The organism is Kitasatospora acidiphila (genome assembly GCF_006636205.1).
Lineage (GTDB): Bacteria > Actinomycetota > Actinomycetes > Streptomycetales > Streptomycetaceae > Kitasatospora > Kitasatospora acidiphila.
In genome coordinates this window covers 8204482-8217034 of sequence record NZ_VIGB01000003.1, presented here as the reverse complement: position 1 = coordinate 8217034, position 12553 = coordinate 8204482, and the positions used below count along the sequence as shown (strand labels likewise).

Here is a 12553-nt window from a genome sequence, read left to right as displayed (position 1 = left end):
GATCAGCGGCCGTAGGAAGGCCCCTCCGGGGTCGGCTCGTCCGGACGAAGCGGCTCCGTCCAGTGCTGGCGGTCCTCGTCCCACTGCCCCACAACGGCTACCCCAGCCCGCTCAGCTGGGCGATCTGCTGCACGAGGGCCGCAGCCGAGGAGAGCCCCGCCACCGTGCTCGCGCCGAGCTCAAGCCGCTCGCGCAGCCGCTGGAGCCGGTCCCGCCTCACCAGACCCGTCGTGGCGATCTCCTCCTCAGCCTCGTCGAGCTGAGCATCGAGCGCCGACGTCTCCTCGCCGGGGCCCGCCAGGCGCAGTTGCCCGCGAAGGACTCGCACGGCGGCCAGCAGCTCGGAGGACGCTTCGATCCGTTGGACCGAGTTGTCGAGTGCCTGGGCCCCCGGCCCCGAAGCCACCGCACCACCGGTCATCACGGAGACACTGATGCCGCCGGAAGCAGCCGGAGGCGGCACGGGCGGCCAGTGGCCGGCCGGCGGTTCCACCGGCCCGCCGGTGCGGTGCGACCGGTCCTCAGCACGAGCCGATGCCCCAGCAGCCACGGCTCCGCCGGTCAGCACACCGATGCTGATGCCGCCTGCCGCCCCCTGCGGAGGTGGCGGGCCGACCGTCGCCGGATCTGTCCCCTCCGCGTTCTCCTCATCACGGGAAGCCGACGTCATGGCATGTTCCCCTTCATCTCCGTGGCACTCACGTGACGTGCCGAGGCCCACTTGCCCATGGCGACCGCGCCTCCGCTCATCCCTCCGATGAACACCCCGCCCCCGCTCACGTTGATGATGTACTGCTGGAACTCGCCGGTCTCGTAGCCCTTCTGACGCAGGGCGTCCTCCACCCCGCTGGCGATCCGGTCCTGCAGCGTCCGCACGTACCGGCTGATGTCCATCTCCTGGAACAACGACAGGTCACTCACGCTGCCCAACTCCCGCACCGACGCGGCGGGAGCGTCGAGCGGAGCCCGGTGCGGCATGGTCAGCCAGACCCGAAGGAGCGAGACCGTGGTGAGGATCAGCGAGACCCCGGCAGCGGGGTTCGCCGCCGGGCTGACGAACAGGCCGGACACGGCCTGGCGCAGCAGACCACCGGTGCCACGTGCCGCGACCACGTCCACGGAGCTGAACTCGTGCCGGACCGGGGCGAGTACGTGCGGGACGACCTCCAGTACCAGCATCCCGCCCTGCGTGTGCACACGGACCAGGAGGGAAAGACCGATCCGCTCGTCCCATGCTCCGACCCGGATGCGCAGGAAGTGCCGGCGCGCCTCGCCGCCTTCACCGACGGCGCCGTTGACCTGCTGTCGGATCTGGGCGGGCTGGAACTCGAGCTGGCTCCGGGACAGGCCGACCGGCATGTAGACCACTTCGTCGATCTCGATCGAGCGCAGGCGGTCGCGACTGGTGGCCGCGGCCGACGTGGCCAGGGCTTCGAGACGAGGCCTGATGAGGTCGATGACCTCACGAGCGGTGAGCGCCTCGGGCTGCGGGGGCTGCCCCGCCTTGCTCCGCAGCTCCGTGACGACCGACCAGGGCTTGTACGGTTCACCGGCGCCGACGAACGGCTTGAACGGGTCGTAGATCACCATGCCGGCGTGCTGCTCCCGGTCGATGGCCGCACCGATGCGTTGGTACTGGGCACTGTCCGGCAACTTCGCACGGGGTTCCGTGGCGTGGGCGGTCCGACTGAGGCTGCGGCGCATCACGGACACCACTTGCGCGCGGTACGCCTGCACGGGCAGCACCAGCAGCGCGGGGAACACCAGCGCCGCCCAGGCGTCGGCGCCCCTGAACAGCGCGAAGACGGCAAGCGCCCAGTAGGCCACCGTCACCAGGAACGGCACCAGCGGCAGCACTCTCTTCAGCCTGCCGCGAGTGGCCTCCTTGATGACCGAACGGCCGAGAACGAAGATCGCGATCGGGCCGCCTTGCGCCGCCCACGACATCACGCAGACCACCATGTAGGCGGCGAACCAGGGGACGGGCAGCAGCACCTCCTCCGAGCCGATCCCGAACAGCCCGAACACGATGAACCCCGCCCAGATCACCAGGAGGTACAGCGCGGCCTGCGCCTCCTGGCGGCGGGACCGAATTGCGTGTGCGAGTACCTGCAAAGCGTCGATCCCGAGCGAGGGAGCCACCGGCCGCTCCTCGTGCTCCACCAACTGCTCGATGACGCGCTGACGGAACTCCCCGTCGAAGTAGACCCCCGCGCAGAGCAGGCGGGTGGCCTCGCTGCGGGTGTGCTGCGGCTCGGTGGCCGACGACAGCGAAACAAACCTGCTGTAGGTGGTCATGCATCCCCCGACGCTCGAACTGCCCAACCAGGAAAGGTTTGTGAGCGAGTTTCAGTAGACAGTATGGCGCCCGTCCTCTTGGCCCGGAAGGGAACCGAGGAAACAACAACCAATGCTCCAGAACTCCAACCGACTCTCCGACAGCGCCAGTTGTTCACCTCGGTCGGCACAGGTCACCCCAGGGCACACCTACCGAGGGCACACCATCAAGGAAAGCGTCCGCGATCCGGGCCTCAGCCCCCGTTTCCGTCCTCGGTAACTCGTCGAACATGTCAGCCCTCCAAGGTTGGTCGTCGTTGGCCTACCGGCTCCGGGCGGGCTGGCCGCTGCGCGTGGTGGGACGACCAAGTCCGCCGGGCCAGCACGATGGATACCGGGACCGGCGCCTGCTGCCCACGCTGCAGATCAGACTCCCGAGAAGCCAGGCAATGGACCGGCCACTTATGGCCGGTCCATCTCACGTCCCGAGAGCAGGAGCAATAGCCTCTCGGACCTCGGGCGGGCTCGCGGCCTCTACAGCTGGAGCACCCTGTTCAAGGCACACGAGGGTTCTGGCTGGCGAGGAGCTCGGCCATGAACTGGCGCAATGGCCCAAGGCCGAACCCCTCCGCTGTACGGGACCTCGGCTACCAATCGCTGGCGTCACCGTACTTCCCCGGGTTCTGAGCTCGGTGTAGGCATCCTTGTCCCCAATCTCGGTCAGGGCATAGACGGCGGCGCTGGCGGTTTTGGGGGACCGCCAGCCGATGCCAGGGAGGCGGATCAGGGCGGCTTCGACCGACTGACCCAGGGCGTCCGCGGAGTGCGGGTGGGGCGGCGTGAGGGCCAACATCGCCGCGAGTCCCTGCAGGGCCCGGAAGTTGAAGGGGTCCGGTTCATACTCGGCGACACCCATGCGATGGTGGGAGTTCACCGGCACGCTGCGGGCCTCACCGGCCAGGGCGAGCCAGGAGGTGATCGCCCTACGAGCGTGGTCAGGACCAACATCGGCCAGCAGTTCGCGTCCGATGCGCTGCCACTTCCCTGTGGGGCGGGATCCGGAGCTGGTCAGCGCGTGGGCGACCAGTGCGTGCCACCCGGGTTCAGCTCCCGTCACATCCGCGATCGCGCGATCGGCCCAGGGCTCACCAGGGTTGAGTACGGGTTCCACAATGCTCGCGGCAAGGGTGCGGAGGTCGCCGGGCGTCTCGGAGGTGAGCGCGGTTCTGCGGACAGTGGCAACCACCAGATCAGGCAGTGCCCGCCCCTCCGCCTACTCGACCTCGACGAGGCTGGTCAGCCGCCAACCCTCGCACAACGTCATCTCACCCGCCGCCCGGGCCATCACGGGCTCGCGCCAGGCAGCCAGCTGCTCAGCGGAGAGGCCGTGCGCCACCAAGGTGATCAACGTGGCCAGACCACGGCAGCGACTCGGCCAGTGAACGGCCGTCTCCTCAAAGGCCATCGGTCATGCTCCGCAACAACAGGACTCGCGTGGAGACGGGCATCTCCCGCAGTAGACCGATCAGTTGGCCGCCGTCGAACGTCCAGTCGCCGTCGATGTCGAAACTCAGCTGGTACAGGATCCTGTCCAGGCCGGCCACATCGCCGACCTCCGCGAGCTGCCGGACCCTGGCCACTCGAGCGACCTGTTCGTTCTCCTGCAGCACCGACTACCCCTCGCAGAAACCAGCTCAACTTGACGATGCAGGACCTTAGGGGAGGTCACCGACAGCGTGGCAGGACACAACGGCACGCCGAGAGGAATGGGTTAGAGCCGCCGCTTGCGTGGAGTAGCCATCCATGACCGGGGGATCTCGTCATTCCAGCCGTCCTCAACGGTGAAGGTGGCCGCCCGGCAGCCTCGACTGCGATCGGAACTGTGGATCCAGCGTGACCGGTCGCGGGAGTCGGTCTCGATAGGTTGCCCGCACTTGGCGCATGTGTCCCTATCAGGTTCGCTCGCCACGATCGCCTCGTTCGCCTGTTCCTGAGTCTGCTGGGCCAGCGCTTCGAGCTGAAGAAGCACCTCACGTCCCGATATCTCGGGGTTGGCATCCACCATGCGTCGTACGGCATGCACCAGCCTGTCGGCTTCACCCGACCTCATCGCTGCCATCATCGCGACAATACGTTCGTCCATCGCGTCCCACCCCTTGTTCGCGCTCTGAAGTACAGCAGCAACGTACAGCCATCCCGTCCCACAGTGGCCCCGAACGCCTCTGGCGCCAGCCCGGGCTGCATGAGTGACTTCAGCGCCCACCCTGCTCGCCGTTCGGCGCGAAGAGACTCCCAGGCGTGACATAGAGCGTGAGACAGCCTCCCCGTCGCAGTGCGCGGCCCGCCGTGGTTGCAGTTCTGGTTGCGTTCACCCCTGTTCAGCGCCGTTCAGGATCCGGTCAACGAATCACATCGCCGCAGGTCGGGACCCATACGGATCTCCCCGGACAGCCAGACGAACAGTTGGAAAGCGTGTTGGGGGCAACCCCTCACGAGTCTGAATCTCGTATCCTCCGCCGGCAGAGGGCCCGGACCGCACCAGTGGTCCGGGCCTTCGTCGTTTCGCGATCTCGACCTCCGCAGCAGTTGGCCCGCCACCTGCCCGCCAGGGCAGCTCGAAGGCCCCAACCGCGTCAGCGGTCGGGGCCGGCGTCGTCTCTGGTCTAGGTTGTGGTCTCCTTCGCTGGGGCCGGTGGCGTCGAGTTGCGCACCCCGCTGCGGCTGGCCGAACTGCTCGAGCAGAAGATTGGCGGCTTCCGGGCACCGAAGTAGGGCGTAGCTACCGGAGCAACACGCTCGGACTTGCCACGGAAGCCGAGTGGCACGCGCCCGACCTCACCCGCCCCTGCTTCGACCTGCACTTCACCGCCCCCGAACACGAGTGGGACGACTTCGACACCGCCATGTGAGCACTTGCTGACGACGGCCTGCTTGCCGGCACCACGTGGAGCTGAGCTCAAGTTCCCTCGGGGTCAACGTCGTTCAGCGTTGACCCTGAGGACTCAGGTCGCTCGCTCGAGAGCTCTGACAGCAACCGATCAACCACTCGGACAATCGCCTCGGGATCGCCGTCGTAGAGGACGGCGTCCTCATTCTCGATCGGAGCCTCGAACCGCGCGAAGAAGTCGTTCAACGCTTCGGGGGTGACGGTGAGCGCATTGGCGATGTCGTCCTCGACCACGGCCTGTGGCGCCGCTCCGACCGGGAGGCGTGGGCGTTCACGCTCGAAGTACTCGTGCTCCGGGTAGTCGACGCCGTAGCGACCGTGGAGGCGGTGGACTTCCTCGTCCACGGACAGGCGAATCGGGCCGCGTTCTGCGAGAGCCTGGGCGAGCACGGTCTTGCCGGAGCCGGTGATGCCGACCAGCAGGACGGCAAGCGGTGCAGTCTTCAAGGCCAGCTTCTTTCCCAGCGGGCTGTCGGGTGCCCGACTTGGTTGTTCCAGCCCGAGCCCGACCTAACCCGCGCCTACTTCATGATTCCCCATCTCGGCATGGCGGTCGCCGGGCAGTCTCGGCGAGCGCGTCCGCGAAGCCGGCCGCCCCCAGCGCAGAGAGCGTGTGCAGCGCCGACAGTCGGCGACTGTTGCTCCAGAGGCCGTCCGAAGGCGTGAGGAACGGCTCCACCGGCACCTTGGCAGCATCGAACGGACCGTGATCGAGGTACCGGAGTCCGCCTGGGCCGCAGAGGTACGTGGTCGCTCCCGTCACTGTTGCGAGGTCGGCGAGCCGCTGCGAGCGTTCGCGGCGTGCCGGGAGCTGACTGCTGCGGATGATCCGCCCGGGCCAACCCAGTAGGGCTAGGAGGGCCCTGGTGGAGTCCTCAGCCACGATCCAGGTGCGCTCTGAGTTGGTGAACGCAGTAAGTACGTGTTCGAGGACGTCACTGACGTGCCGCCAGTGACGGCTGCGCCGGTAGCAGTGGCGGACTGCCTGTGCGGTCTGGCTGCGGCTGCGCTGTGGGTCGATCAGCCGGGCATCACGGATCAAGGTGGCGCGGCCGTTGGGGAGATGGGTGGCCAGGCTCAGCCAGTGCTGCTGGTCGGGGCGGTCGAGTGGGGCAATGCGGGCACGGTGCTGGTAGTCGCGGCGGGCGAACTGGACGTCGTCAAGGACGATCCAGTAGTCCGCCGCGAAGATCTTGGCCAGCGTGCTGAGCCGGGGCAGGAAGTTGGGCTGGTGGATCGCGCAGACCCCACCCCGCCAGGGGAGAGGGTCAGTTGAGGAGGCGGCTGGTGAAGCCGTCGCGGATAAGGGCATCGTAGGCGTCATGCACGTCCTTCGGGACTTCCTGCTCGACGGCGAAGCCGAGCTTCGGATACTCGATCACCCGCTGCAGGTCTCCGACGAGCATCTCGGCGACCTTGCGTTCGTCTCCCATGCCCTTGAGGTAGTCGTCGAAGTCGATCGGCTGGGAAGCACAGACAATCTCGACCTCGGGCCAGACCTGGCGGGCGGTGGCGAAGGCGCGTCGTTCCATGTACGGCATTGCGATCAGCATCAGCGTGCCGGGCCGGATGCCGGCATCGGCCATGACCTGGCGCGACAGGGTGATGTTCTGGCCGGTGTTGGTGGCGTTCGGCTCGATGAGGATCGCGTCGGTCGGTACGCCGAGGTCAAGGGCGTGCTCGCGGAAGTGGATCGCCTCGCCGCGCGGGAAGCGGTCGGGGGCGGTGGGGTTCGGACCGCCGGAGAAGACCAGGGTTGGGCAGAGGCCGGCGCGGAACAGCTCGGCGCTGTAGGCGGGCACGCCCAGGTCGTGGCTTCCGAGGGCGATGGCCGCGTCGCAGGGCCGGAGCTGGTGGTGCATCTGGTGGTAGTCCCAGATCAGCTGGGCCGCCTTGCGCTGCTGGTCGGTCAGGCCGGGCTTGTCGTCGTGCGTCACGCGCTCTCCCTGGTCACCGTGGCCGGGGGCTGAGCAGCCCCCGGAAAGAGGTCCTGATGCCCTCGATGGCGCGGAGTTGGTGGCTGAGGCTGAACTGGTACCCGGCCAGAACCAGCTCCTGAGGGAGCCGCCGGGCACCTGTCCTCTGCTCGATGACGGGCCGGTCGGCGGCTCGGCCGCCGGCCAGCCCACCATCCGGCACCGCCCCGACGCATCGATCGCCCACGGGCCATGTCGCCATGCCCGACTGGCCCTCCAGCTCCTGGGCGGCGCCCCTAGAGAAAAGCCCCATACGTCATGTCCTTGACCTTCGACCCCCAGTGGCTGTCTCGATACGCGGCACAGGATCCGGTCGCCAACACGGAGTCCTCCTGCGTCTTCTGCGGCATCGTCCGCGGCGAGGTGGACGCCCACGTCATCGCCGAGACAGCAGACACCTTGTGCTTCCTGGACCACCTCCCGGCGACCTACGGGCACGTCCTCGTCGTTCCCAAGCAGCACTGCCGGGACCTGTTCGACATTCCGGAAGAGTCGTTCCAGCACGTCATGGCGGCTGCGAAGCAGGTGGCGAACTCTCTGCAGGACTCCTGCGGCGCGTCCGGCATCAACTTGGTTCACGCGACCGGCCAGGCCGCTCATCAGACCGTCTTCCACTTCCACATCCACGTCGTGCCGCGCTACGACGGCGATTCGATCGTCGTCTTCCCTCGACTGGCCGATCCGGCCCGCAAGGAGGAGGTCGCACAGCGCCTGCGCACGGCCCTCAACAACCCGCTGCCGCCCAAGGCCGAAGCAGAAAGCAGCCAATCGTGACGACTTCACCGGACGACGCCGTCGCCCAGTTCACCGAACAGGGCTACCTGCTCCTCAAGCAGGCCGTCCCCGACAGCATCGTCAGCACGCTGGACACGGCCGTCCGCAAGCTCACCGACGACCGCGACCCCGACCTGACGCACAGCTTCTAACTCGTAGGGACCGGCGGCGAGTTCAAGCACAGGCACTCCAGCACCAGGGGGAGACGGATACCCGCCGTCCCTGGCGCAAGACCAGTGAGGACATCTCCCATGACTCTCACCAACTGGGGTGGCAACGTCACCATCGCCACCCAGGGCGGCTGGACCCGCATCACGTCCCTGGAACAGCTGGAGTCGATGCTGACGCGCGAGGAAAGACCAGTGCGCGTCCTCGGGTCCAGGTTCACCTACCCCGCCCAGCTGCAGTGCCCGGACGGGACGCGCGGCATCCTCCTCGACCTCCCGGGCCGGGGTTCCAGGGAGGTGCGGGGCGAGCACCTGCGCGTCACCGGGGACACCCTGCTCGAAGACGTGTGGCGAGCGTTCGACAGCCACGGGCTGGAGCCCAGCGCCTGCCCGCCCGTGATCACGAGCCAGACGGTCGCCGGCGCCCTCGCCACTGGCACCGCTGGGCCGTGGAGCCCAAGCTCGACGGCGTCGCCCTGGCCGCCCGCTACCGCGACGGCCGGCTGGTTCAACTGGTCACCCGGGGCGACGGGACAACCGGGGAGGACGTGTCCCACGCCATCGGGGACATCACGGGCCTGCCCCTGACCGAACCGGTCACGATCGAGCTGCGGGGCGAAGTCCTCATGACCGAGGCCCAGTTCGCCGCCGCGAACGAGCTGAGGACTGCGCACGGGGCCACGGCCTTCGCCAACCGCCGCAACGCCTCCTCAGGTTCACTGCGCGCCAAGGACCGGGCCTACCGGATCGGGCAGACCTTCCTGGCCTACGCCGCACTGACCGACCCCGCGCACACCAACGACCGCACTCTCGCCGGGCTCACCCACATCCAGCTCATCGCCCGTCTGGCCGCCCTCGGGCTGGGGACCACGGCCGACACCCCAGTCGCCACCATGGCCTGCGCAACCCTGGACCAAGTCGTGGACCGGGTACGCGAGATCGGCGCGCTGCGCGCGGATCTCGACTTCGAACTCGACGGGGCCGTGATCAAGGCCGACAGCCCCGCCGATCAGATCCGGGCCGGGATGGGCTCCCGCACGCCGCACTGGGCCACCGCCTTCAAGTTTCCTGCCGCCCAGAAGATCACCGTGCTGCGCGCTGTCGAGTGGAGCGTGGGCCGCACCGGGGTGATCGCCCCGCGCGCTGTCCTCGACCCGGTGGACGTCGCCGGCACCACCATCACTTATGCCACCCTGCACAACCCGGCTGACATCGCCCGCCGCGGCCTGATGCTCGGAGACCACGTCATCGTCTACCGGGCCGGCGAAGTCATCCCCCGCGTCGAAGGCGCGGTCGCGGGCCTCCGCACCGGCGGTGAGGAGCCCATCGCCTTCCCCGAAGTGTGCCCGCGCTGTGGTGCTGGCATCGACCGCAGTCAGGAGCGCTGGCGTTGCGAGCGGGGCCGCGCCTGCGGCCGGACAGAGGCGATCCGGTACGCCGTCACCCGCGACGCGCTCGACGTCGACGGCCTAGGCGAGAAGATCATCGTGCAACTCGTCGACAAGGGACTGATCGAGGACTTCGCCGACCTGTTCACCCTCACCCGCGACCAGCTGCTCACCCTGGAACGTATGGGAGCAAAGAGCGTCGACAACCTCATGGCAGCCATCGGAGCCGCCAAGACCAAACCCCTCAACCGCGTCTTCTGCGCACTCGGCGTCCTCGGCACCGGCCGCTCCATGTCCCTGCGCATCGCTGCGTACTTCGGCTCCATGCAGGCCATCCGAGACGCCGATGCCGTCGCCCTGGAACAGGTCGACGGCATCGGCGGTGAGAAGGCCCCGGTGATCGTGGCAGAACTGGCCGACTTCGCCCCACTCATCGACAAACTCGTCGCCGCAGGCGTGAACATGGACCAACCCGACTTCGTCCCAAGCGCTCCCGAAGATGCCCAAGCCGACGCGGAGACGACCGCCCAGAAGTCGGGGAGCGAGCTGCCCTTGGCCGGGATGACCGTGGTCGTCACCGGCGCGATGACGGGACCTCTCGCGGACCGCTCCCGCACCGAGATGACCGAACTGATCACCAGGGCAGGGGGCCGTGCCTCATCCAGCGTCTCCGCCCGCACCCACCTCGTCGTCGCCGGAGAGAACGCCGGCAGCAAGTTCGACAAGGCCCAGACCCTGGGCATCGAACCCTTCCCACCGGAGGAACTCGCTCAGCGCCTCGCTGCGCATCTGACGTAAGCGGCGCATTCACTAAGCAATGAAGCGCCACGGCCGGCGGGGCGGGGTCCGGAGTTATCAACGGGCATCCAAGGCACTTCAACGACGTAAACGACGTAACGTCATCGCTAGTCGCTCGTTTGTTGTTGAGGACCTATCGCCTGGTCCTCAACAACATGATGCGACAGGAGGTGCCATGGCCTACGTCCTGCCCTTGCGCCCACCAGGAGGGCCGCGAACGTGGACTGTGGTGGACTGCGCCTACATGACGGTCGAGCCGGTGGAGGAGTGGCTCGAAGCACACAGGATCGAGTGGTCACCCGACACCGTCCGTGCCTACGCCACCGGTCTCGCTCAGTGGTGGACGTACCTGGAGGAGACCGGGCAGGTCGGCGTCTGGAACGAGGTCGGTGTTCCGGTGGTCGCCGGCTACCTGGCATGGCAGCGCAACGGCCGGCGGACAGCCAGGCGACTCACACTGAGGCAAGAAGACGACGACGTGCTGACTACCGCGATTCTCGACCGGTTGCTGCGTCATTGCATCACGATCCCGATCAACGGCCCCAGCTACCGCCTGAAGAACCAGCTCTCCACCCTCGACGCCGCCCTCGCCGGCGTCTCACCGCCCCACCGTCACCCATCGGCCGAAGCAGCCGACCCGTTCAGCCCGACCAACCGCCGAATCTGAGCGGGAATACCGCCTCGATCGAAAAACGGACCCCGTCGTCCGGCGGGTCAGCCGCGGCCCCAGAAGGCATGCGGATCGCGGCCCGGGCGGAAACCCGTGGCCTCAGCCATCTGCACGGCGTCGGCGAAGCCCCGGGCGAGTGCGCCGGGATCGTGGGCGTCGCTGGCGAAGGTGATGGCCTGGCCGCCCTCCTCACGCCACCAGGCCAGCACCTGGGGGTGCAGCGGAACCCTGGTGTTGACTTCCAGGACCTTGTCGGCCGCTGCCAGGCAGCGCAGGACGTGGCGATACTCCTCCTCGAAGTCGAACGGGTCATACGGCTTCGCGTCGGCGGGCCAGTAGCGGACCGGGTAGTCGATGTGCGCCAGGACCTCGAATGCGTCGAACTGCTCGATCAGGCGCACGGTCTCAGCCAGATAGGCCCGCACGACGTCGGCTGGCGGCTGATCGTCATACCTGGTGGAGACCTCGGTGAAACCGGAACCGTCGATGGCCGGTGCGGAGTGCACCGAGGCCAGCACCCGCTCGAAGCCACCCACGCCGAGCAGGGCCCCAGCCCGTGAGGTGTGCCAGTGAGGCTCACTCAACTCGATACCGGACAGAATGCGCAGATCGGGGTGGCGTTGCCGGCACGACTCCAGGCAGTCCCGATAGCCGTCAAGGTCAAGTGCGGGCGGAGTCAGTACACCGTCAGCGAGCAGCGGGCGCCACTCCTGCGGGACCTCCTCGCCCGGCCTGAGAGTCCAGGGCGTGAGGTCAGCGTGCTCGGTGAACGCCACCGAGGGCAGCCCAAGCTCAAGCGCACGCCGACAGGTCGCTTCCATCGACCCTGCCAGCGCATCCCACGACCACTGACTGTGCACATGACTGTCCGGCGGCAACATGCCCCTATCCCCTTCCACCACTGCCATCATCCGAACAACATGATCAAGTCGACCCCTGGGGCAAGGTCAACTCCGGTCAGCTCAGTCGTAGGTGCTGAACAACGGATCGTCAGATGTCAAGCGTCCTTCAGCAGACCTCCTCCCTCGAGCTTGTACGTCGCTCTGATCACGAACTCGTACCCCGAAACCCGGCAGAGCCGAGAACTTCGACCATGGATGGGCCCAGCCGCGGAAAGGTTACCCCCGCGGTGCGGCACGGGGGCAGGCGCAGCGGAGGCCCACCCAGTGTCGGGCGCCCTCTGTTTCCGGCCCCGATGGCAACCGAGCACCGGCCCGCAGGAACGTCGTCGCCGCCGAGGCGACGACGTTCCGAGGACACGGAGCGGAGGGCGGCAGCATGGCGGGTCCAGCGCTGCCTGGGCGCTGGCGGGGGCAGCGTCCCCGGAGACACCAGCCACTCGGCGACCTGAACTTCCACCGCCAGGCGTCGCTGTTGCAATAGAACGAACGCTACGAACTGGGACGACGGTCATTTCACTCAAGCAAACCGTTGATAGCCGGAGGAGCCCCCGCCGGGGCTCCGCGCGGCTGGAAGCCACTCAGGTCCGGCGGAAGGGCAGTCAACCCGTCGTCCGGCTACACGGAGCAAAGCGGGCGCGGCACCGCCGGATCGGC

Annotated in this window: 12 protein-coding genes and 1 pseudogene; 4 read left to right on the top strand and 9 right to left on the bottom strand. The window is 67.9% G+C overall.

Annotated elements, in window-relative coordinates; genetic code table 11:
• Positions 1–97: 97 nt before the first annotated feature.
• The 8 genes from E6W39_RS38640 to E6W39_RS38605 all read right to left on the bottom strand — a co-directional run bounded on the left by E6W39_RS38640 (position 98) and on the right by E6W39_RS38605 (position 7161).
• Positions 98–421, bottom strand: a complete 324-nt coding sequence (locus E6W39_RS38640; protein WP_141637433.1) for a hypothetical protein — start codon at positions 419–421, stop codon at positions 98–100.
• A 245-nt stretch (positions 422–666) separates the two neighbouring features.
• Positions 667–2298, bottom strand: a complete 1632-nt coding sequence (locus E6W39_RS38635; RefSeq protein WP_141637432.1) for a hypothetical protein — start codon at positions 2296–2298, stop codon at positions 667–669.
• 1252 nt (positions 2299–3550) lie between these two features.
• Positions 3551–3742 (bottom strand): hypothetical protein, encoded by a 192-nt coding sequence (locus E6W39_RS38630; RefSeq protein WP_141637431.1) that lies wholly within the window; start codon positions 3740–3742, stop codon positions 3551–3553.
• Positions 3732–3947, bottom strand: coding sequence for a hypothetical protein (locus tag E6W39_RS38625; protein WP_141637430.1), 216 nt, complete (start codon positions 3945–3947; stop codon positions 3732–3734). The genes E6W39_RS38630 and E6W39_RS38625 overlap by 11 nt, the downstream gene beginning before the upstream one ends.
• A gap of 101 nt (positions 3948–4048) precedes the next feature.
• On the bottom strand, positions 4049–4420 hold the full coding sequence (locus E6W39_RS38620; RefSeq protein WP_141637429.1) for a hypothetical protein: 372 nt from the start codon (positions 4418–4420) through the stop codon (positions 4049–4051).
• Between the two features lie 813 nt (positions 4421–5233).
• Positions 5234–5671 carry an AAA family ATPase gene (locus tag E6W39_RS42465; protein ID WP_228718588.1) on the bottom strand — a complete coding sequence of 146 codons (438 nt, stop codon included), beginning with the start codon at positions 5669–5671 and terminating at the stop codon, positions 5234–5236.
• Positions 5672–5750: 79 nt separating this feature from the next.
• Entirely contained in the window at positions 5751–6536 is a 786-nt protein-coding gene (locus tag E6W39_RS38610) for a WbqC family protein (RefSeq protein ID WP_228718587.1), read from the bottom strand.
• A complete protein-coding gene (locus tag E6W39_RS38605; RefSeq protein ID WP_228718586.1) occupies positions 6493–7161 on the bottom strand; it encodes a YdcF family protein in 669 nt (222 codons plus the stop codon). The genes E6W39_RS38610 and E6W39_RS38605 overlap by 44 nt, the downstream gene beginning before the upstream one ends.
• A 303-nt stretch (positions 7162–7464) precedes the next feature.
• Between E6W39_RS38605 and E6W39_RS38600 the strand changes: the two genes are divergently transcribed.
• The 4 genes and pseudogenes from E6W39_RS38600 to E6W39_RS44455 form a co-directional block, all read left to right on the top strand.
• Complete coding sequence (locus E6W39_RS38600; RefSeq protein ID WP_181799657.1) at positions 7465–7974, top strand: HIT family protein; 510 nt, start codon at positions 7465–7467, stop codon at positions 7972–7974.
• Entirely contained in the window at positions 7971–8126 is a 156-nt protein-coding gene (locus E6W39_RS40180; RefSeq protein WP_181799656.1) for a hypothetical protein, read from the top strand. The genes E6W39_RS38600 and E6W39_RS40180 overlap by 4 nt, the downstream gene beginning before the upstream one ends.
• A 464-nt stretch (positions 8127–8590) precedes the next feature.
• Positions 8591–10327, top strand: coding sequence for an NAD-dependent DNA ligase LigA (gene ligA / locus E6W39_RS38595; protein ID WP_267286728.1), 1737 nt, complete (start codon positions 8591–8593; stop codon positions 10325–10327).
• Positions 10328–10799: 472 nt separating this feature from the next.
• Positions 10800–10907: pseudogene (locus tag E6W39_RS44455) on the top strand (ATP-binding protein); the annotation flags it as partial.
• Positions 10908–11041: 134 nt separating this feature from the next.
• Here the strand turns inward: E6W39_RS44455 and E6W39_RS38585 are convergent.
• On the bottom strand, positions 11042–11878 hold the full coding sequence (locus E6W39_RS38585) for a PHP domain-containing protein (RefSeq protein WP_141637425.1): 837 nt from the start codon (positions 11876–11878) through the stop codon (positions 11042–11044).
• Positions 11879–12553: the final 675 nt, after the last annotated feature.

Bases quoted from the DNA above. Each gene is read 5' to 3' on its own strand.
- E6W39_RS38640 (WP_141637433.1), bottom strand. From the start codon at position 421: ATGACCGGTGGTGCGGTGGCTTCGGGGCCGGGGGCCCAGGCACTCGAC.
- E6W39_RS38635 (WP_141637432.1), bottom strand. From the start codon at position 2,298: ATGACCACCTACAGCAGGTTTGTTTCGCTGTCGTCGGCCACCGAGCCG.
- E6W39_RS38630 (WP_141637431.1), bottom strand. From the start codon at position 3,742: ATGGCCTTTGAGGAGACGGCCGTTCACTGGCCGAGTCGCTGCCGTGGT.
- E6W39_RS38620 (WP_141637429.1), bottom strand. From the start codon at position 4,420: ATGGACGAACGTATTGTCGCGATGATGGCAGCGATGAGGTCGGGTGAA.
- E6W39_RS38610 (WP_228718587.1), bottom strand. From the start codon at position 6,536: ATGCCCTTATCCGCGACGGCTTCACCAGCCGCCTCCTCAACTGACCCT.
- E6W39_RS38585 (WP_141637425.1), bottom strand. From the start codon at position 11,878: ATGTTGCCGCCGGACAGTCATGTGCACAGTCAGTGGTCGTGGGATGCG.